The sequence below is a fragment of the Flavobacterium zhoui genome (assembly GCF_042787235.1).
Classification (GTDB): Bacteria; Bacteroidota; Bacteroidia; order Flavobacteriales; family Flavobacteriaceae; genus Flavobacterium; species Flavobacterium zhoui.
In genome coordinates, this window is the sequence record NZ_JBHZPY010000011.1 from 1 (window position 1) to 22,390 (window position 22,390).

The 22,390-nt window shown below is 34.8% G+C and carries 16 protein-coding genes and 1 pseudogene; 3 read left to right on the plus strand and 14 right to left on the minus strand.

Features of this window, described 5'->3' with window-relative positions; translation table 11 throughout:
- Window positions 1–1,509: 1,509 nt before the first annotated feature.
- From ACFX5F_RS12275 to recR, 8 genes are all read right to left on the minus strand, one after another.
- Window positions 1,510–1,827 carry a hypothetical protein gene (locus ACFX5F_RS12275; protein WP_379852329.1) on the minus strand — a complete coding sequence of 106 codons (318 nt, stop codon included), beginning with the start codon at window positions 1,825–1,827 and terminating at the stop codon, window positions 1,510–1,512.
- A gap of 2,008 nt (window positions 1,828–3,835) precedes the next feature.
- Window positions 3,836–4,885 carry a dTDP-glucose 4,6-dehydratase gene (rfbB, locus tag ACFX5F_RS12280; protein ID WP_379852330.1) on the minus strand — a complete coding sequence of 350 codons (1,050 nt, stop codon included), beginning with the start codon at window positions 4,883–4,885 and terminating at the stop codon, window positions 3,836–3,838.
- A gap of 90 nt (window positions 4,886–4,975) precedes the next feature.
- On the minus strand, window positions 4,976–5,440 hold the full coding sequence (locus ACFX5F_RS12285; RefSeq protein WP_379852331.1) for a UpxY family transcription antiterminator: 465 nt from the start codon (window positions 5,438–5,440) through the stop codon (window positions 4,976–4,978).
- Between the two features lie 92 nt (window positions 5,441–5,532).
- Window positions 5,533–6,924: a UDP-glucose 6-dehydrogenase gene (locus ACFX5F_RS12290; RefSeq protein WP_379852332.1), complete on the minus strand. Its 1,392-nt coding sequence runs from the start codon at window positions 6,922–6,924 to the stop codon at window positions 5,533–5,535.
- A gap of 29 nt (window positions 6,925–6,953) precedes the next feature.
- Window positions 6,954–7,937: an SDR family oxidoreductase gene (locus tag ACFX5F_RS12295; protein ID WP_379852333.1), complete on the minus strand. Its 984-nt coding sequence runs from the start codon at window positions 7,935–7,937 to the stop codon at window positions 6,954–6,956.
- A gap of 24 nt (window positions 7,938–7,961) precedes the next feature.
- A complete protein-coding gene (locus ACFX5F_RS12300; protein WP_379852334.1) occupies window positions 7,962–10,430 on the minus strand; it encodes a polysaccharide biosynthesis tyrosine autokinase in 2,469 nt (822 codons plus the stop codon).
- A 15-nt stretch (window positions 10,431–10,445) separates the two neighbouring features.
- Complete coding sequence (locus ACFX5F_RS12305; RefSeq protein WP_379852335.1) at window positions 10,446–11,237, minus strand: polysaccharide biosynthesis/export family protein; 792 nt, start codon at window positions 11,235–11,237, stop codon at window positions 10,446–10,448.
- A gap of 70 nt (window positions 11,238–11,307) precedes the next feature.
- Complete coding sequence (gene recR / locus ACFX5F_RS12310) at window positions 11,308–11,928, minus strand: recombination mediator RecR (protein ID WP_379852336.1); 621 nt, start codon at window positions 11,926–11,928, stop codon at window positions 11,308–11,310.
- 120 nt (window positions 11,929–12,048) lie between these two features.
- On the opposite strand from recR, the gene ACFX5F_RS12315 reads away from it, so the two are divergent.
- Window positions 12,049–13,557: a sodium:solute symporter gene (locus ACFX5F_RS12315; RefSeq protein ID WP_379852337.1), complete on the plus strand. Its 1,509-nt coding sequence runs from the start codon at window positions 12,049–12,051 to the stop codon at window positions 13,555–13,557.
- A 198-nt stretch (window positions 13,558–13,755) separates the two neighbouring features.
- Here ACFX5F_RS12315 and ACFX5F_RS12320 read toward each other — a convergent pair whose 3' ends face one another.
- Window positions 13,756–14,121, minus strand: a complete 366-nt coding sequence (locus ACFX5F_RS12320) for a CoA-binding protein (protein WP_104000092.1) — start codon at window positions 14,119–14,121, stop codon at window positions 13,756–13,758.
- Between the two features lie 215 nt (window positions 14,122–14,336).
- Between ACFX5F_RS12320 and ACFX5F_RS12325 the strand changes: the two are divergent.
- Window positions 14,337–14,510: pseudogene (locus ACFX5F_RS12325) on the plus strand (MarC family protein); the annotation flags it as partial.
- A 55-nt stretch (window positions 14,511–14,565) separates the two neighbouring features.
- Here the strand turns inward: ACFX5F_RS12325 and ctlX are convergent.
- From ctlX to eno, 4 genes are all read right to left on the minus strand, one after another.
- Window positions 14,566–15,501, minus strand: a complete 936-nt coding sequence (gene ctlX, locus ACFX5F_RS12330; protein WP_379852338.1) for a citrulline utilization hydrolase CtlX — start codon at window positions 15,499–15,501, stop codon at window positions 14,566–14,568.
- A gap of 67 nt (window positions 15,502–15,568) precedes the next feature.
- Complete coding sequence (locus ACFX5F_RS12335) at window positions 15,569–16,483, minus strand: dimethylarginine dimethylaminohydrolase family protein (RefSeq protein WP_379852339.1); 915 nt, start codon at window positions 16,481–16,483, stop codon at window positions 15,569–15,571.
- A 63-nt stretch (window positions 16,484–16,546) separates the two neighbouring features.
- Entirely contained in the window at window positions 16,547–17,830 is a 1,284-nt protein-coding gene (locus ACFX5F_RS12340) for a citrate synthase (protein WP_379852340.1), read from the minus strand.
- Between the two features lie 151 nt (window positions 17,831–17,981).
- Window positions 17,982–19,274, minus strand: coding sequence for a phosphopyruvate hydratase (eno, locus tag ACFX5F_RS12345; protein ID WP_379852341.1), 1,293 nt, complete (start codon window positions 19,272–19,274; stop codon window positions 17,982–17,984).
- Between the two features lie 396 nt (window positions 19,275–19,670).
- Here eno and ACFX5F_RS12350 point away from each other — a divergent pair, with 396 nt between their 5' ends.
- Window positions 19,671–21,008 carry an erythromycin esterase family protein gene (locus ACFX5F_RS12350; protein WP_379852342.1) on the plus strand — a complete coding sequence of 446 codons (1,338 nt, stop codon included), beginning with the start codon at window positions 19,671–19,673 and terminating at the stop codon, window positions 21,006–21,008.
- 92 nt (window positions 21,009–21,100) lie between these two features.
- Here ACFX5F_RS12350 and carA read toward each other — a convergent pair whose 3' ends face one another.
- On the minus strand, window positions 21,101–22,201 hold the full coding sequence (gene carA, locus ACFX5F_RS12355) for a glutamine-hydrolyzing carbamoyl-phosphate synthase small subunit (protein WP_379852343.1): 1,101 nt from the start codon (window positions 22,199–22,201) through the stop codon (window positions 21,101–21,103).
- Window positions 22,202–22,390: the final 189 nt, after the last annotated feature.

Below are 22,390 nucleotides of genomic sequence, written 5' to 3' on the forward strand. Positions count from 1 at the left end.
TAAAAAATCCGTTTTATTACCACTATCTAACTACTTATGTGATCTCTCCTTTCGTCGAGATGACAAACTACAACCCGCCCTTATAGTTGCCACACCAAAAAATCACGGTAAGAATTTCAGCGCTGGCAGAAGGGAGTGACCCCCGAGTCGAGTGCGGAGCATGAGCGGCTGGGGTCGCGATAGGGAAATTTGTCCGATGATTTTTGTTGTAAAAATATTGAGGCTTGATCTTTTGTTTCTTTTGCATCAAGGCAAAAGAAAAGATTATCTTCAAATAAAAAATCCGTTTTATTACCACTATCTAACTACTTATGTGATCTCTCCTTTCGTCGAGATGACAAACTACAAACCGCCCTTATATTTTTACACCAAAAAATCACGGTAAGGATTTCAGCGCTGGCCGCAGGGAGTGACCCCCGAGTCGAGTGTGAAACACGAGCGGCTGGGGTTGCGATAGGGAAATACGTCCGATGATTTTTGTTGTAAAAATATTGAGGCTTGATCTTTTGTTTCTTTTGCATCAAGGCAAAAGAAAAAATTACCCATGAATATCTTTTTCTTATCAAGTAAAAAAGTAAAGATTAACATCAGACCAAAACAGCAATCGCAACCAACTCGCTCCACTCGCCCTTATATTTTTACACCAAAAAATCACGGTAAGAATTTTAGCCTTGGCCGCAGGGAGTGACCCCCGAGTCGAGTGTGAAACACGAGCGACTGGGGTTGCGATAGGGAAATACGTCCGATGATTTTTGGGATAAAAATATTGAGGCTTGATTTTTTGTTTCTTTTGAAATCATAGATTCACGAACTCCAATAAAATATTAACTCGTGAGTAATCAAGACAAAAGAAAAGATTACCACTATCTAACTACTTATGTGATCTCTCCTTTCGTCGAGATGACAAACTACAACCCGCCCTTATATTTTTAGAACAAAAAATCACGGTAAGAATTTCAGCGCAGGCAGCAGGGAGTGACCCCCGAGTCGAGTGCGGAGCATGAGCGGCTGGGGTCGCGATAGGGAAATACGTCCGATGATTTTTGGGATAAAAATATTCAGGCTTGATCTTTTGTTTCTTTTGCATCAAGGCAAAAGAAAAGATTGTCTTCAAATAAAAAATAGCAATCGCAACAACTTATGCTCTACTTCCCCTTATATTTTTAAGGATTACATCCCTGATATTATTTAACTTTTAGAAATTTATAACCGCAAAAACACACCCCTAACCCCTCTCAAGAGGGGAATACGTGAGCGGTTTCTCTTTGAGGGAACATTTATCTATTTAAACTGAGCTTTCAAATTGTGCCTTTTACTGTAAGCTATTTAGAAGTCATACCCCTTGTAAAATACCCATATTATCTACTCGCCCTTATATTTTTAGACTAGAAAATCACGGTAAGGATTTCAGCGCTGGCAGAAGGGAGTGACCCCCGAGTCGAGTGCGGAGCATGAGCGGCTGGGGTGGCGATAGGGAAATACGTCCGATGATTTTTGTTGTAAAAATATTCAGGCTTGATCTTTTGTTTCTTTTGCATCAAGGCAAAAGAAAAAAATATCTTCAAATAAAAAATAGCAATCGCAACAACTTGCATTAATCGCCCTTATATTTTTGCACCAGAAAATCACGGTAAGGATTTCAGCGCTGGCAGAAGGGAGTGACCCCCGAGTCGAGTGCGGAGCATGAGCGGCTGGGGTCGCGATAGGGAAATGCGTCCGATGATTTTTGGGATAAAAATATTGAGGCTTGATCTTTTGTTTCTTTTGTATCAAGACAAAAGAAAAAAATATCTTCAAATAAAAAATAGCAATCGCAACAACTTGCATTAATCGCCCTTATATTTTTGCACCAGAAAATCACGGTAAGAATTTTAGCCTTGGCCGCAGGGAGTGACCCCCGAGTCGAGTGTGAAACACGAGCGGCTGGGGTCGCGATAGGGAAATTTGTCCGATGATTTTTGTTGTAAAAATATTGAGGCTTGATTTTTTGTTTCTTTTGTATCAAGACAAAAGAAAAGATTGTCTTCAAATAAAAAACAGCAATCGCAACCAACTCGCTCCACTCGCCCTTATATTTTTACACCAAAAAATCACGGTAAGAATTTCAGCGCTGGCAGCAGGGAGTGACCCCCGAGTCGAGTGCGGAGCATGAGCGGCTGGGGTCTCGATAGGGAAATTTGTCCGATGATTTTTGTTGTAAAAATATTGAGGCTTGATCTTTTGTTTCTTTTGCATCAAGGCAAAAGAAAAGATTATCTTCAAATAAAAAATCCGTTTTATTACCACTATCTAACTACTTATGTGATCTCTCCTTTCGTCGAGATGACAAACTACAACCCGCCCTTATATTTTTACACCAAAAAATCACGGTAAGAATTTCAGCGCTGGCAGAAGGGAGTGACCCCCGAGTCGAGTGTGAAACACGAGCGGCTGGGGTCGCGATAGGGAAATACGTCCGATGATTTTTGTTGTAAAAATATTCAGGCTTGATCTTTTGTTTCTTTTGCATCAAGGCAAAAGAAAAAATTACCCATGAATATCTTTTGTTTCTTTTGAAATCTAAGATTCACGAACTCTAATAAATCATTAACTCGTGAGTAATCAAGACAAAAGAAAAGATTGTCTTCAAATAAAAAATCCGTTTTATTACCACTATCTAACTACTTATGTGATCTCTCCTTTCGTCGAGATGACAAACTACAACCCGCCCTTATATTTTTACACCAAAAAATCACGGTAAGAATTTCAACGCTGGCAGAAGGGAGTGACCCCCGAGTCGAGTGTGAAACACGAGCGGCTGGGGTCGCGATAGGGAAATTTGTCCGATGATTTTTGTTGTAAAAATATTCAGGCTTGATCTTTTGTTTCTTTTGCATCAAGGCAAAAGAAAAAATTACCCATGAATATCTTTTGTTTCTTTTGAAATCGAAGATTCACGAACTCTAATAAATCATTAACTCGTGAGTAATCAAGACAAAAGAAAAGATTGTCTTCAAATAAAAAACAGCAATCGCAACCAACTCGCTCCACTCGCCCTTATATTTTTACACCAAAAAATCACGGTAAGAATTTTAGCCTTGGCCGCAGGGAGTGACCCCCGAGTCGAGTGTGAAACACGAGCGGCTGGGGTCGCGATAGGGAAATACGTCCGATGATTTTTGTTGTAAAAATATTCAGGCTTGATCTTTTGTTTCTTTTGCATCAAGGCAAAAGAAAAAATTACCCATGAATATCTTTTGTTTCTTTTGAAATCGAAGATTCACGAACTCCAATAAATCATTAACTCGTGAGTAATCAAGACAAAAGAAAAAAAATGTTATTCAAATAAAAAATCCGTTTTATTACCACTATCTAACTACTTATGTGATCTCTCCTTTCGTCGAGATGACAAACTACAACCCGCCCTTATATTTTTACACCAAAAAATCACGGTAAGAATTTCAGCTTTGGCCGCAGGGAGTGACCCCCGAGTCGAGTGTGAAACACGAGCGGCTGGGGTCGCGATAGGGAAATTTGTCCGATGATTTTTGTTGTAAAAATATTGAGGCTTGATCTTTTGTTTCTTTTGCATCAAGGCAAAAGAAAAAATTACCCATGAATATTTTTTGTTTCTTTTGAAATCAAAAATTAACAAACTCCAAATAAATTATTTCCTTTTGAGTAATCAAGACTAAAAAAAATTAATGAATACCAATCAAACCAAAAATTAAAACACATAGAAACATAGACTTCTATTTCCAAATTTCTTTGAAAACCAGAAAAACCTATGTTTCTATGTGTTTAAAAATAGAATTTTAATTACCAATAATAGTAACAACAATAAATAATAATAAAACTATTTCAAATATTGTTTTTTATAATAAGTCGCATATTCCCCGGTAGTTACATTATTCAACCAATCAGTATTGTTCAGATACCAATTCACCGTAATTTCTAACCCCTGCTCAAAAGTAACCGAAGGCTCCCAACCCAACTGTTTGTTTATTTTACCTGCATCAATAGCATAACGCAAATCATGCCCCGGTCTGTCTTTGACATAAGTGATCAATTTTGCAGATTCACCTGCAACTCGCCCCAACTTATCATCCATGATCGAGCACAATAATTGCACTAAGTCAATATTTTTCCATTCATTAAACCCTCCAATATTATAAGTCTCATGATTTATTCCTTCATGGAAAACCAAGTCTATTGCTCTGGCATGATCTACAACAAACAGCCAATCACGGGTATAATTCCCATCACCATAAACCGGCAAAGCTTTATTAGTAATAATGTTATTGATGAATAACGGAATTAATTTTTCTGGAAAATGATTCGGACCATAGTTATTAGAACAGTTTGTCAGTACATAAGGCAAACCATAAGTTTCACCATAAGCTCGTACAAAATGATCCGAACTCGCCTTTGAAGCGGAGTAAGGAGAATTAGGATCGTACGAAGTAGTCTCTGTAAACAAACCCTCCGCTCCCAAAGAACCATATACCTCATCGGTGCTGATATGATAGAACCGTTTTCCTTCGGCATTGTTAGCCCATAGCTTTCTGGCAGCATTGAGCAAATTAACAGTCCCTATCACATTCGTTTTCACAAATGCCATAGGATCTTCTATGGATCGGTCAACATGGGATTCAGCAGCAAGATGAATCACCCCGTCAAACTGATATTTTTCAAACAAATTACTGATAAAACTTTCATCGGTAATATCCCCTTTTAGAAAAGTATAATTTGGCTCATTTTCAATGTCTACAAGATTTTCTAAATTCCCTGCATAAGTAAGCGCATCCAGATTATAGATTTGATATTCGCTATATTTTGTAACAAAAAGTCGCACAACATGTGACCCAATAAACCCGGCTCCACCGGTAATTAATATTTTTTTCATCTAAATTTTTATATTTTATTATCAATTAAAAAAATGCAACGATATAAAAACGTACCGTAAATCATTTTTAAACTATCTAAATGTTATCATTTACTTTAACTTCATTTTCAGAACACAGCCTAATGATTCTAAAACCAGAATATAATGTGTTTTATTTACTTCTTTAACAATTGCTTTCTGTTTAGAAAATGGTCCTGACTCTAGTTCTATAGAATCACCAACCTGAATAGAAGTTAAGCAAACGTCATATGAATCTGGAGTATGAAGCCACTTCCTTATCACATCAATTTCTTCGTCTTTGACGATCGCTGGTTTTCCTAACCAAAATAAATAACGTACAGCACCTGCAGACTGAAATACTAAATTCCGGTCTGATTCTGCTAACTGTACAAAAACATAAGAATTAAATAAAGGAACCTCTATCTTTTTCTTCCTGTCTGACCATTGACGCACCACCGTTATTAATGGGCAATAGCATTCGATTCCAATTTTCCCTAATTGCTCCGCTACTTTTCTCTCCCATTTAGGTTTTGTATAAACTACATACCAATTCATCTTGCGTTTTGTATTGAAATATTTTATTATTAGCCCCTTTGGATGCCATCACTTTTTAATAATTACATCCAAAAGAATCATATTATTTTCTTTTAAGAACCAATACCTTGATAAATAAATCCAATGGCTTCTAGCGCCGGACCATTCAAGATGTTTCTTCCATCAAATACAAAAGCAGGTTTTTGCATCGAATCATATATTTTTAGCCAGTCATATTGAATAAATTCATCCCATTCCGTAAGCACTGCTATAGCATGTGAATTTGCGCAGGCATCATATGGATTGTCAAATGACAACACATTCCTTTCATTAGATAAAGGGGTTCTTGTTTCTAAATAATCTAAATCTGCCAATACTTTTTTTCTGGATACTTTAGGATCAAAGACCGCAATTTTAGCATTTTCATTGATTAAATCATCAGCAACATAAATGGCTGCTGATTCTCTGGTGTCATTAGTATCTTTTTTGAAAGCCCAACCCAAAAAGGTGATTTTTTTATCCGCAACGGTGTTGTACAGCGTTTGTACAATATTGTTAGAAAACCGTCTTTTTTGATGATCATTCATGATGATTACTTGTTCCCAATAATCAGCCACTTCATTTAATCCATAGGATTTCGCTATGTAAACTAAATTAAGAATATCCTTTTGAAAACAGGAACCTCCGAAGCCAACAGATGCTTTCAGGAATTTTGATCCAATTCTACTATCCATCCCAATGGCTTTCGCAACTTCATTTACATCGGCTCCCGTTTTTTCGCAAAGCTCAGACATCGCATTAATCGATGAAATCCTTTGTGCTAAAAAAGCATTCGCAGTCAGTTTCGACAATTCCGAAGACCAAACATTTGTAGTTAATATTTTATCAGATGGCACCCAGTTAGCGTATACGGCAACTAATGCCTGAATTGCATTTTGCCCTTCTGGCGTAGAATCCCCCCCTATTAAAATCCTGTCAGGGTTTAATAAATCCTCCACAGCGGTTCCTTCAGCAAGAAACTCAGGATTGGACAGAATTTGAAACTGAACGCCATTCCCTGTATTATCCAAAATACTTTTGATTGCTTCAGCTGTTCGCACCGGAAGTGTTGACTTCTCTACCACTATTTTGTTATCTTTTGCTACTCTGGCAATTTGTCTGGCGCACAATTCAATATATTTTAAATCCGCGGCCATCCCTTTTCCTTTTCCATAGGTTTTGGTTGGCGTATTCACCGAAATAAAAATTACCTGGGCTTCATCAATCGCCTTTTCAACATCAGTAGAGAAAAATAAATTCCTCCCTCTGGCCTCGGCAACAACTTTATCCAAACCTGGTTCATAAATAGGAATATTATCGATATTCTCATCATTCCAAGCGGCAATACGTTCTTCATTTAAATCAACAACAGTTACCTGAATTTCAGGGCATTTTTGCGCAATAACTGCCATTGTTGGACCTCCAACATATCCGGCACCAATGCAACATATTTTAGTAATTTTCATTTCTTCAATTTTATTCTATTATCCCTCTTTTACCTAAGATTCTTCCAATACCAATCTACCGCTTCTTTTAATCCTTCCTGCAAAGAGAACTTTGGATCATACCCCAATAATTCTTTCGCTTTGGCTATACTAGCCAAAGAATGAGGAATGTCTCCTGCTCTATTAGGTCCATACCCTACTTCAACATTGGCAATTCTTTCGTCATACTTAGCTAAGAATTCCTTCAAATAACCCACTAAGTCATTTAACGTATTCCTATCACCATAAGCGGTGTTATAAACCGTATTAACTGCTTCCACATTCTTTGTTAACATCGCCAATTCATTCATTTGAATCACATTATCAATGTAAGTAAAATCACGGGAATAGTTTCCATCACCATTAATTTGAGGGCTTTCCAATTGCATTAATTGCATCACAAATTTTGGAATAACAGCGGCATAGGCTCCGTTAGGATCCTGTTTTCGTCCAAAAACATTAAAATAACGCAAGCCTATCGTTTCCATTCCGTACGTTTTGCTAAAAATCTCTGCATACAGCTCGTTTACATATTTTGTAATTGCATACGGAGAAAGTGGTTTTCCAATCACCTCTTCTACTTTTGGCAGTCCCACTGAATCCCCATAAGTAGAGGAACTTGCTGCATATATAAATCGTTTCACATTAGCATCTCTAGAAGCAACAAGCATGTTCAAAAAACCAGAGACATTTACATCGTTGGTCGTAATTGGATCATTAATGGAACGAGGCACAGATCCCAAAGCTGCTTGATGCAAAACATAATCAACTCCCTTTACTGCATTTTGGCAATCGGTAACATTACGTATATCTCCTTCAATTAAAAGAAAATTTACATTATTAATAAAGTCTTTAAGATTGTGGCGGTATCCTGTTGCAAAATTATCAAAGCAAACCACCCTATCCCCCTTTGACAAAAAATATTCACACAGATTAGAACCTATAAATCCTGCTCCACCTGTAATTAATATCGTGTTTTTTATATCATTTTCCATCTTTTCTTAATTTAAAAAATCCAATTATTTAGAAACTCTTGGACGTACTATTTTAAGTATTCTTTCATAGATAGTTTTTGGTCTGTCCTCCTCATGATATCCATTTGAATACGTTCCGTATCCATAGCCATATCCATAGCCGTACCCATATCCAGCACCATATTTTGCCTTGTTCTCAAACCCATTCAAAATAATACTGGTATTATTTAACTCTCCACGTTTAACTCTATTATTGAGAAGTGTAATCATTTCTTTTTTGGTGAAATTCTGTCTTACTATATATAAGGTTACATCGCAATATTGTGCTAATTCTAATGTATCAGATACCAATCCAACAGGAGGTGTGTCTAAAATAATATAATCGTATTTTTTCTTTAATTCATCCATTAAATCCTTCATTCTTTCATTCATAATCATCTCAGCCGGATTTGGAGGAATTGGTCCTGAAAGAATAACATCTAGAAAAGGTATTTGAGTAGGATTTATAATTTCGCCAACCGTTTTTTGGTTAATTAAATAATTCACAACACCTACCTCATTAGTTAAATTAAATTCAGTAAAAAGTTTAGGCTTTCTTAAATCAAGACCAATGACAACTGTCTTTTTCCCGCTAAGTGCAAATACTGTTGCGATGTTTATAGAGCAAAATGTTTTTCCTTCACCACTCACCGAGGATGTAATCATAAGTGTCTTGGCTCCATCTAAATGTTGTTGTTTATATAAAAACTGAAGCGAAGAACGAACGGCTCTAAAAGATTCTGATAAAGCAGACTTTGGTTTGTCAAATACTGCAAGATTAGTACTGTCTTTATTTAATCCAATGACTCCAATCAATGGAATTTTTGTTAATTTACTTATATCTTCTGTATTTTGGATAGAATTATTGATAAAGAAAATTATAAACACAAAAAGCAACGGAAAGAGTATTCCCAGGAATAATGCTAAAACATAATTAACTGATGTTTTTGGACCGATAAGTCCTCCGCCTATATCCTTTGCAGGATCTATAAAATGAATATCCGATAAATTAGCCGCTTTAACAATATCAGCTTCACTCCTTTTTTGAAGAAAAGTGCTATAAATATTATCACTTAAATCATATTTTCTTTTAATCTTAATCAACTCTTGTTGGTCTTCCGGAAGCTGTTTAATGGTACTTTCCGTTTCATTAATTTTACTGCTAACCACTGCTAAATCACCTTGCAAAGAAGCTTTTGCTGTAGAAATATTTTCTAACAATACGTTTTTGACAGCCTCCATCTGATTGTCAAAATCTTTGAATATCTTATCACTTTTCACCGCATAAGCCATTTCAGATCTTTGGGCAGAAAGTCCAATCAATTTTGACACATTCATTACAACATTAGGATCATCAATACCCGCCACTGATGGCGCCGGAAGCTTAGAATAATCGACACTATTCCTTAAATAGGATCTTAAAGAATTGTAATACGCCATCTTACGTGTTACCTCGTCTTTCTTGACATCAAACTCGAGAATCTTATCTGAAAATTTTTCACCACCCGCTTCTATATCGTATATTTTTTTGTCCTTTCTAAAGGTTTTCAGTTCATTTCCAGTTTCCTTTAGCTGAGATTCCATAGCAACCAACGTACTATCAATAAACGCAATAGTATTCGTTGCAAATTGATTTTTACTATCTAGTTGTCTTTTTATCAGCATTTTTACAGTCGCGTTCAAATATTCGACCATTCTTGCTTTATTAGGACCTTGCATCCCAAGAGTAATTATAGAACCACCCTTGTCATCTGATTTGACATTTATTCCTCTATAACCGGAAACAGTTCCATCAAAATCATTAAATTGAACAAAATATTCATTGCCTTTGTAAAAACCTGGATTATCTTTTATCTGTAATTTCCAATTCAAAAAAGGCAACGAGACTTGTTCTCCTACCTTGTATCTTTTCACAAAATCACCCTGTTCAACTGCTGTGTTACTATAGGAATTATTAGAATAGGTTATTAAAGAAACATTTTTGCTTGCAAACGGAATTGTAATCTCATATACATTTTCGCTCAAAAATTTGATACCAATGAGACCTCCAGATAATTGACCTTTTGATTTATCTATATTTACATAAAAAGGAACCGCACCATAGGCATCTTCCAAATTATATTTCCCTTGAACCAAGTAACTAATATAATATTGTAATTTATCAACAACCAATTCATTATGTGATCTCGATTGCAATGTAGTTGAAATAGTCTGAACCTGATCTGAGGTTCCTCCCCAGTTAAAAACCAGACTGGTTGTCGAAGTAAACAGTGGATTTGTTTCTTCTTTTACGGAAATAAGCGTCTCCATTCCATAAATTTTTTGTTTACGAATGTTAACTTGATAAGCGATGGTGAAGGTTATTAAAAGACTGATTAGAAACCACTTCCAATAACTTCCGATTTTTATTAAAAATCCCTTAAAATCAAAACTTACTTGGTCTTCAAAAATTGAAAAATCTTTTATGTCTAGCATTTTTTGAGATGTATTTTAATTTTTAAATAATAAAAAGAAGGTCGTTGTTGCCAATGAGAACAACGTAATAATAGTACCCAGCGATTCTATTCCAGTCTTTCCAGTCCCCCAAGTTTTTTGTTTCAATGGTTTTATATAAATATAGTCATTGGGCTGTAAATAAAAGTAAGGAGAATTCATTACGTTAATATCCGTAAGATCAATATCATGCATTGCAACTCCTGTAGGTGATTTTCTTATGATTGTAACAGCTTTTCTGTTACCGGTAATGGTAATGTCTCCTGCATTTGCAATTGCTTCCAATACATTAACATGCTCTTGAAATAAGGTTTTTGTTCCCGTACTTCCTATTTCTCCGTTGATAGTGTATCTAAATCCAGCTAATTTTACGGTAACAAAAATATTTGCTGCTGTATTAAAATATTCTGCTAATAATTGTTTCTCAATTCTAACTCTTATTTCTTCCAAAGTGAAACCAATCACATTTAGCTCTCCTAATACCGGCACTCTAATATTTCCATGATCATCGACCGTAAAGCCATCAAAATATAATCCAGATTCTGACTTACCAGCTTCTGCTGAATTTGTCGTACTAAAAATTGCCACTAACTTAGGATCAATCGCTTTAATCGTGATACTCAAAACATCATTCGTTTGCAATCTATACGGCTTTGACTCAACCACCGAAATCGACATTTCATCACTTGAATTATCCTTTTTTTGAAGATAAATTAAATCCTGCGTTGGAATACACGAAGAAAATAAAACACTAATACATAGCAACAAATAGAGTACTGACTTGCTCATTTAAATATTTTTAACGACAAATATAGGTTTTCATTTACTATTTAAAAAGAATCGCTATTTTTTAAATGGATTAATTATTTTTAAAAGACTTTTCAAAAGGAACTCTGTGTAATATACTTCTTCCCAAGGTAACTTCGTCTGCATATTCTAATTCATCTCCTACCGAAATTCCTCTTGCAATTGTTGATATAATTATTTCATTATCACCAATTTGTTTGTAGATATAAAAATTGGTCGTATCACCTTCCATAGTTGAACTTAAGGCAAAAATTATTTCATTTACAGTTCCTGATTTTACTTTTTCAACAAGCGTAGTAATATTTAACTGACTAGGACCAACTCCATCAATTGGTGAAATCTTCCCTCCTAAAACATGGTAAATTCCTCTGAATTGACCTGTATTTTCTATAGCCATCACATCCCGAATATCTTCAACAACACATATAATTTGATGATTTCTGTTTTTGTTGGCACAAATTTCACAAAGTATGCTATCCGAAATATTATGACAGCTGTCACAATACTTGATATCTTCCCGCATGGTCATTATTGCTTGCGCCAAAAAACCCGTTTGTTCCTTAGGTTGTTTCAATAAATGCAACACTAATCGCAATGCCGTTCGCTTACCAATCCCAGGTAATTGAGACATTTCATTGACTGCTTTTTCTATTAATTTTGAAGAAAATTCCATAGATGCAAATGTAGTAATTTGTTCAATCTGTTTTTCGGTTAAATGGTTAAAAGAATAAAACGGTTAATCCATTAATCCGTTAAACAAAAAATCGTATTTTGGTCACTTTAAATTCAAAAAATGACCCCAAGCACCATACTTTTACTAGTGTCCATTTATTTCGGAATCCTGTTTTACATATCCCACGCTGTAAGTAAAAAAGACAGCGGAAATGATGCTTTTTTTAAAGCCAATAAAAATTCAAAATGGTATTTGGTCGCCTTTGGAATGATAGGAACGGCACTTTCCGGCGTGACCTTTATTTCAGTTCCTGGCGAAGTGGGTTCTCCAAACGGCGAACAATTCAAGTATTTTCAGTTTGTATTAGGTAATGCTATTGGTTTTATAATTATTGCTAAAGTTTTGCTTCCTCTATACTACCGAATGAATTTAACCTCCATTTATGGCTATATAGAACGCCGATTAGGAACTTATTCTTATAAAACCGCTGCTACCATTTTTTTAATTAGCCGAACAATTGGTTCTTCGTTTAGATTGTATCTGGTAGTTATTGTTTTACAACGTTATGTTTTTGATTATTATGGAATTCCGTTTGCCGTTACGGTATTAATTTCGCTCGCCTTGATATTTGCTTATACCTATCGTGGTGGTTTAAAAACGATTATCATTACTGATACTTTACAAACGTTCTTTTTAGTCACTTCGGTTTTCTTGACTATTTTCTTTATTTGCAGAAGTCTCAACCTGAATATCATTGAAGCTTTTGAGGAAGTAAAAAACAGTAATTATTCTAAAACATTCTTTTTCGAAGATTTTGTTTCTAGCAAGTTTCATTTTGTGAAACAAATTCTGGGTGGAATGTTTGTCACCATCGCCATGGTTGGACTGGATCAGGATTTAATGCAAAAAAATTTAAGTTGCAAAAACATTGGCGAAGCCCAAAAAAATATGTTCACTTTTACGGGGATATTTGTTCTTATTAATATCTTTTTTCTAAGCGTAGGAGCATTACTTTATATTTATACCAATAAAAACGGGATAGAAGTCCCAACCGATTTTATAACTGGGAAACCAAGAACGGATTTACTTTTCCCAGAAATTGCTTTTCACCATTTGACTTTAATTCCTTCGATAGTTTTCTTGTTAGGTTTAACAGCCGCCACATTTGCTACCACTGATTCCGCATTAACAGCACTTACGACTTCGTTTTGTGTCGATTTTTTAGGGATGGATAAAATCGAAAATTTAAACAAACCAAACATCGTGCGAACCAGACATTTTGTTCATATCGGTTTTTCGTTTTTAATGTTTCTTGTTATTGTGTTTTTCAATTCTGTTAATGACAGTTCTGTAGTAGGAATGATTTTCAGGGTTGCTTCCTACACGTATGGCCCGCTTTTGGGATTGTATTGTTTCGGATTATTTGTAAAAACAAAAACCGTCAAAGACAAACTGGTGCCATTGATATGCTTGCTATCTCCAGCACTGACGTTCTTTATTAGCGAAAATTCAAAAGTGTTATTTTTTGGATATGTTTTCGATAATGAACTAATTATCGTCAACGGACTTATTACTTTTCTTGGATTGTTATTGATTAGTAAACCTGCGATAGAAGAAACTAGGTTTTAAAATATTTTACCGAAATGTTTTTTTTAAATCTCAAAGTTCTTGGCTCCCTAGCCCTGATAGAAATGGAAATCCTTTGATAAAAAACAGTAATTTTTTCTTATAAAAAAAGAGCGACCAACGGAAGCTCCTTTTTATATTTAGAAAAATACTGTTTTGTTCAAAGATTGAAATGGATAGCAGAAATAGCTTCTAAAAAAACTAATACTGATTTGTAGCCAACATAACAAGCGTACAAGCTATCTCGACTTTTATGTCATTTAATTTTAACAACTGATAAAACTCTGGGTTCTCCGTACCTGGATTAAAGATCACACGTTTTGGTTGCGCCTCGACGATATAATTGTAGTAATCACGCTGACGTGTCGGATTTAAATATAGAGTAACCGTATCGATTTTTTTTAATGGAATTGCTTTAGTCTGGATTTTTATTCCTGCCACTTCCCCTGCATTTTGACCGATGGCAAGAACGGAATGACCTTTTTCAACCAATTTTTCAATTGCCATAAAAGCATATCTAGCTGGTTTTGTAGAAGCTCCAAGTACCAACGTTTTTTTATTTTTTATCATTTTCTATAATTATATTTTGCAAAAGTAATCAAAAAGGTTTGAGCGTTTAGCAATTTTCAGGTTTTGTTGCGACACTTATAAAAACAATAACGTAACATTAAAAAGAAGAAGAAATTTAAAAAAAGAGTATTTTTGCAGTCTTAATATTATAATATGGATCTATTCATTTATCTTTTCGTAGCTCTTTTTTCAGTTTTAAACCCTATTGGCAAGCCATTGCAGTTGCCATTTTCGTCATTCTTAGAAGCGCACACTATTTAGCAAAAATACTTGGAGCATCAGGAATCGTTGCTATCTCCAGAATCATTGGATTCATTGTAATTGCTATTGGAATTCAATATATCGTGAGTGCGATTATCAATATAATTAAAGGAAATCTAGCATAGATAAAGAATTTTTATAATCTGACAAGGCTGAGAACCTTGTCAGATTATAAAAAAATTAATTTTTAGGCAAGAAAATTTCTGCCATCATGCATCTCGCACTTCCTCCACCGCAAGCCTCTATAGTATCTAAACTTGAACTCAATATTTCAGCATGTTTTTCTAACTGTGCAATTTGTTTTGGCGTTAAACTTTGATATGCTGATGTACTCATAACCAAATACCTTTTGTCATTTGCACCACGAACTTCAAGCATATTCCCTGCAAAGTTATTAACCTGAGCTTCCGTAATCAGAACGATCTCTTTCCCATTCTCTTTCAGATTATCCAAAACCATTTTACGCTCTTTTTTGTCATCTATACAATCCGAACAAATCACAGCAAACGTTTCTCCCAAACACATCATCACATTTGTATGGTAAATTAATTTTCGCTCTCCATCAACAGTGTGATATGCTTCAAAAATTACTGGTGCATAATCAAAATCTTCACAGAATTCTATGAATAATTCTTCATCTGCTCGAGGTGATAACGCACAATAGGCTTTATTGTTGACTCTGTCCAGAAGCAAACTTCCGGTTCCTTCCAAGAAAAATCCGTCTTCCTCGGCTGAAGTATAATCGACAATATTATTAATTACAAAATCGTTGTCTTCCAGCATATCCAAAATCTCTTCCCGTCTTTCCTCGCGACGATTTTCGGCAAACATTGGATATAATGCCACATCACCATTCTCGTGAAAAGAAATCCAATTGTTTGGAAAAATACTATCTGGCGTATCTGGATTTAAAGTATCATCAACAACTGTTACATCAACACCTACAGCTCTTAGTTTTTCAACAAAAGCATCAAATTCTTGTTGTGCTTTTGCGTTGACTGTTGCCGGTAAAAGTCCGTCTAAAACTTTTTGGTAATAGTTATTTACAGCCGTTTGCTCGTTCATTCGAAACGCTACCGGGCGAATCATCAAGATGGAATTTGTTGTTTGTTTCATGATTTTTTATTATTTTATTATTGTAGAGACGCACCGTAGAGAGGCACTTCAATGCGTCTCTACGAAATTATTCTCTGATTAAAGGTAAGGTAGAGCATCGCAATAATCCTTCTTGCTTCGCAATTTCAGCATATGGAATTTCTTCAACTACAAAACTATTACCACGAAGCCAATTGTTTAATCTGGTAAAGTTTTTTTCAGAAACCACTACATCAGTATCAATAGAAAAAACATTCGAATTCATATCATACATTTCGTCTCGGGTGATGTGAAATAAGTTTTCTTTTCCAAAAAGGTTCACAAGAAATAAATAATCGGCCTCTTCACGAAATCCACTTTTGTAAATAATTCCTTTATCCTTCCCAACAGGTTGAAAACAACAATCAAGATGTAAGGCATTATCTCTGGCTTCCATTTTTGATTTGACCAAATCGACTTCTTTGACAATTTTATTTGGAAATAAATCTTTAATAAACTGTACTCCTTGAATATTAGTTCTTGCCGTAATATAATCTTTATAATCACTTCCTTTATAGGTTCCGATAAAGATATGATTATTCCACAAAATTACATCTCCGCCTTCTATATGGACCTCTTCAGGTGGACGAACGACTTTTTTAGGATCAATCTGGTCAATTATGTATTGGATAGCATCTAATTCTCGTTCTCTTTCTGGTAAAATATTTGATTTTATAAAAATATCATCAATAACAAATCCAATATCTCTCGTGAATATCTGATTATAATTCTCAATCATTTCTGGTCGAAAGACAGTTACATTGTATTTCTTAAGCACTTTATTAAACGCTTCCATTTCGTTAATCATTTCTTCTTCAAGCGGATAAGTTCCCGCCAATATATGCTCTAAAGATTTTGGATCATAAGCTTCTGTAGCTTTAGGGGTTGGGCCGTTATGTAATGCAGTCCCCAGAACTACAGCCCGTAGTCTTGAAGTTTCATTGTTTATATTTAACTCAAGCATTTTTTTTGATTTTGACAAATATAAAAAAAGCTTCACAAATTAGTGAAGCTTTTTAAATTGAATTTATCTTTTATCCGATGTTTTAAAATCTCTCAAAGGATGACCTGTATAAATCTGTCTCGGTCTTCCAATAGGTTCTTTGTTTTCACGCATTTCTTTCCATTGTGCGATCCATCCTGGTAAGCGACCTATTGCAAACATTACGGTAAACATATCAGTAGGAATCCCTAATGCTCTGTATATGATTCCAGAGTAGAAATCTACGTTTGGATATAGTTTTCTTGACACAAAATACTCATCAACAAGTGCTGATTCCTCTAATTTTTTTGCAATAGCAAGAATTGGATCATCAACACCTAAAGTAGCTAAAACTTCGTCTGCCGCCTTTTTTATAATTTTTGCCCTTGGATCGAAATTTTTATAAACTCTATGACCAAAACCCATTAAGCGGAAAGGATCATTTTTGTCTTTAGCTTTATCTAAATATTTATCAGCATCTCCACCAGTTCTGTGAATTTCTTCTAACATTTCAAGTACCGCTTGATTAGCTCCACCATGTAAAGGCCCCCAAAGTGCGGAAACTCCGGCAGAAATTGAAGCAAACAAACCTGCATGAGAAGAACCTACCATTCTAACTGTCGAAGTAGAACAGTTTTGCTCGTGATCGGCATGAAGAATAAACAATTTATCCAAAGCGTCGATTACCACTTGATTTGCTTTATACGGTTCAGTTGGCAATTCAAACATTAAACGCATAAAATTCTCCACATACCCTTTAGTATTATCGTAATAGTTCAAAGGATAGCCCATCGTTTTTCTGTATGTCCAAGTAGCAATCACTAGGAATTTACCCATAGTCTTACAAACCGCTTCGTACATTTCTTTTTCATTTTCAACATTAACCGACTTTGGGTTAAATGCTGTCAAAGCACTTGTCAAAGCAGCTAAAACACCCATAGGATGCGCCGTTTTAGGAAAACCATCGATGATGTTTTTCATTTCCTCATTGACCAAAGTGTATTTTCTAATATTTGTTTCAAAATGCTCCAATTGCGCTGCAGTTGGTAATTCTCCAAAAATAACTAAATAGGATACTTCAAGAAAGTGCCCTTTTCCGGCTAAATCTTCAATTGAATACCCTCTGTAACGTAGGATTCCAAGTTCGCCATCTAGGAAAGTGATTTCGCTGGTACATGAACCTGAATTTTTGTAACCTGGATCAAGAGTTATTACTCCTGATAAATCACGTAATTTGCTAATATCAATAGCAGCTTCACTCTCACTTCCTACGATAATAGGCAGTTCAAATTTCTCACCATTGACCTCTAATATTGCTGTTTTTGACATAATATAATTGAAATAAACTTTTTTAAATAATAATTTACCAAATCTAGGGAATTTAAGACTAAATAAAAAGAGAATAATCCAATCAATATGTTAAATATTAAAAAAGCCATTCAATTTTCATGAATGGCTTTTGATAAAAAAAAATACGAGATTATTTTATTTTAAAAGCATTTAAACCCGGAAAATACGCTGTATTTCCTAATTCTTCCTCAATTCTTAATAATTGATTGTATTTAGCCATACGATCTGATCGAGAAGCCGAACCTGTTTTAATTTGACCACAATTTAGAGCTACTGCTAAATCTGCAATTGTATTATCTTCAGTTTCTCCAGAACGGTGTGACATTACTGAAGTATAACCCGCATTTTTGGCCATATTTACTGCTGCGATAGTTTCTGTTAAAGTTCCAATTTGGTTCACTTTTATAAGAATAGAATTAGCAATCCCTTTTTCAATACCAGTTGACAAACGTTTTACATTTGTAACGAATAAATCATCTCCCACTAACTGAACTTTATCTCCAATTTTGTCAGTAAGTAATTTCCATCCATCCCAGTCATTCTCGTCCATCCCATCTTCGATAGAAATGATTGGATATTTAGCTGCTAATTCTGCTAAATAATCAACTTGCTCTGCAGAAGATCTAATCTTACCCGTTTCTCCTTCAAATTTAGTGTAATCGTATTTACCATTAACATAAAATTCCGCTGCAGCACAATCCAAAGCGATCATGATTTCATCTCCAAAAGTATACCCAGCACTTTCAACTGCTTTTTTGATAGTATCTAAAGCATCTTCCGTTCCTCCGGGAAGATTTGGTGCAAAACCACCTTCATCACCAACAGCAGTCGAAAGACCTCTATCGTGTAACACTTTTTTTAAACTGTGAAAAATTTCTGTTCCCATTTGCATTGCTTCAGAAAAAGATTTTGCTTTCACAGGGAAAATCATAAATTCTTGAAACGCAATAGGTGCATCAGAGTGAGAACCACCATTGATGATATTCATCATTGGAACCGGCAATGTATTAGCAGAAACGCCACCTACATATCGGTATAAAGGCAATCCTAATTCATTAGCAGCCGCTTTTGCAACAGCTAAAGAAACGCCTAAAATAGCATTTGCTCCTAAATTCGATTTATTAGGTGTCCCGTCTAAATCAATCATCATTTGATCGATAACATTTTGTTCGAAAACTGAAACTCCTAAAAGCTCTTCAGAAATTACGGTATTAACATTCTTCACTGCATTCAAAACGCCTTTTCCAAGAAATGCCTTTCCTCCATCGCGTAATTCAACTGCTTCATGCTCTCCAGTTGAAGCTCCAGACGGAACAGCAGCTCTTCCTAAAACACCATTATCTGTAATTACATCTACTTCTATTGTAGGATTTCCTCTTGAATCAAAAATTTGTCTTGCGTGAATTTTGATAATTATACTCATAATACTAAAGTTTAAATTTTAAAATACAAATATATTCTATCTTTTCGAATGATTTTATGAAAAAAACGAATGTTATTAACGAAAACGTTATAATTATTTGACAAACAAAACATTTAGACTGTATCAATAATTTATTTTTACATTATCTGCTATTTTTTTCCATTCCATTAAAATAAAAATAAAAAAATTCACCTTCCTTTGACCAAAATCTATCACTATGTATTTTTAATAAAAATAATCTTTTTAAATTAATAAAAAGATCAAAAATACCTCATTATCAATTATATAAGTTAACTTTATATTCCTTTTTTGATATATAAAAATATACTTTATGTCGTCAATTTTTTTTTATAAATTTTAACTATTCAATGTATTAATTTAAAAAATAAAAGTGTTTTGGGAACTTTTAAAAACCTTAACAATTTAACCAATTCTAGTGAAATTATAGAATTATTAAAGAAAACAGCTACTCCGCTGGAAAATCTAGAAGATCTAGACCCACTAATGGATTATATCGGAGATGCAAAATATGTCCTTTTAGGTGAAGCCTCACATGGCACTCATGAATATTATACTTGGAGAGCTAAAATTACACAACGGCTAATTCAGGAAAAGGGATTTTCATTTGTAGGCGTTGAAGGTGATTGGCCAGACTGCTATCGTTTAAATCGTTTTGCAAAAGGTTATACAAATTCAGGAACGGATATTTATAATGTGCTTAACGAATTTAAAAGATGGCCAACATGGATGTGGGCAAATTGGGAAATAGCAGCATTCATAGATTGGCTCAAAGTTTACAACATAAATCTTCCCGCTGATAAAAGAATTGGGTTTTACGGACTGGATGTATACAGTTTTAGGGAATCCATGAATTCGATCATTCAATATTTAGAAAAAAATGATCCACAAGCACTAGCAATCGCAAAAATTGCCATGAAATGTTTTGAACCCTACGGCAAAGACGAAGGACAAACCTATGCCCGAGCCTCTTCCTATGTTCCGGAATTATGTGAAAAAGAAATCCTGCATATGCTTACCGAAATAGTGAAAAATGTTCCGAATTACAATCACGATGCTGAAAATGTTTTAAGCACAGAACAAAATGCATTCATTGCCAGAAACGCTGAAAAATATTATCGCGCTATGATAAAACGAGGTTCCGCCTCTTGGAATATTCGTGATGAACACATGGTATCGACTATAGAACGACTCATGAAATTCCACGGAAAGGAAGCAAAAATAATAGTTTGGGAACATAACACTCATATCGGCGATGCGCGTGCTACAGATATGGCATCCGAGGGAATGGTTAATGTAGGACAACTATTAAGAGAGCAACATTCAACTGACGGAGTTGTTGCAGTAGGATTTGGATCGTACAAAGGCAGTGTAGTTGCCTGTAGAGAATGGGGCGATTTCATGCGAAAAATAAAAGTTCCCGAAGCAGTTGAAGGAAGTTGGGAACATACTTTTCATCTTGCAAGCAATGGACAAAACAGATTATTATTAATGAACAAAATAAAAAATGAGAAATGTCTATCACCCTATATTGGTCATCGTGCAATAGGGGTTGTTTATAATCCAGAACACGAAAGATTCGGGAATTATGTTCCTACAATTTTACCGAAAAGATATGATGCTTTTATTTTCCTTGATGAAACAAGCGCATTACATCCAATACACATTCAGCCCGAAGGAAACCAAATTCCAGAAACCTATCCTTTTGGAATGTAAGTTTATATTGCTTTATAAAAAAAGGGGTTGACTTTAATTAAAAAGTCAAACCCTAATATTCTAAATATCTAATTCTGGAAATCATTCCAATTTTAGCCTTTTATATTTTCAATAAATTGATCAAACAAGTAAGAAGAATCATGAGGACCAGGACTTGCTTCTGGATGATACTGAACTGAGAAACAATTTTTATTTTTCATGCGCATACCAGCAACAGTTCCATCATTAAGATGTAGATGTGTAATCTCTAAATCTGGATGATTGTCCAATTCTTCTTTGTTTACTGCAAAACCATGATTTTGAGAAGTAACCTCCCCTTTTCCTGTAATTAAATTTTTTACGGGATGGTTGATTCCTCTATGTCCGTTAAACATTTTGTAAGTCGAAATTCCGTTAGCCAAACCAATTACTTGGTGCCCAAGACAAATCCCAAATAAAGGTTTATTATTCTCCAAAATTTCTTTAGCTACTTGAATTGCTCCAGAAAGAGGTTCAGGATCACCAGGACCATTAGATAAAAAATATCCATCTGGATTAAACGCAGCTAAGTCTTGATAACTTGAATCAAAAGGAAAAACCTTGATATAACAATCTCTTTTGGCAAGGTTACGAAGAATATTCATTTTAATTCCTAAGTCAAGAGCAGAGATTTTATAGGTTGCATTTTCTTCCCCATAAAAATAAGGCTCCTTAGTCGATACTTTAGAAGCTAATTCCAAACCTTTCATGTCTGGAACTTTTGCCAGTAAATCTTTCAATTCTTCAATTGAGGTCTCATCTGTACAAATCACAGCATTCATAGCGCCGTTATCACGAATATAGCTCACCAAAGCACGTGTATCTACATCAGATATGCAGATAAGGTTTTGTTTAATAAAATAGTCTTCTAAACTCCCTGAAGCTCCTTCACGAGAATAATTAAAGCTAAAATTTTTACAAACTAAACCAGCAATTTTAATGCTATCTGATTCAACTTCTTGCTCATTTACTCCATAATTCCCTATATGGGCATTAGTAGCCACCATTAATTGACCGAAATAAGATGGATCAGTGAATATTTCTTGGTACCCTGTCATTCCTGTGTTAAAACAAACTTCTCCAAAAGTGGTCCCACTTATTCCAATAGATTTACCGTGGAATATGGTGCCGTCACTTAATAGAAGAATTGCTTTTTGTCGTGTTGTATATTTCATGTGTAGTTAAATATTGTGCAAATTTAATTTTTTAAAACAGTGAATCCAATGTTTTTTTAAAAATTTATGTTTTTCAAGTTATCTTGCTTAAGCAAAAAAGTTTTAAACTAGCCCCGATTGAAGTGGAAATCCTTTTTCTTTTTTCTTTAAAAAGAAAAAGATTACAACGGAAAGCGGGACAATTAGTTC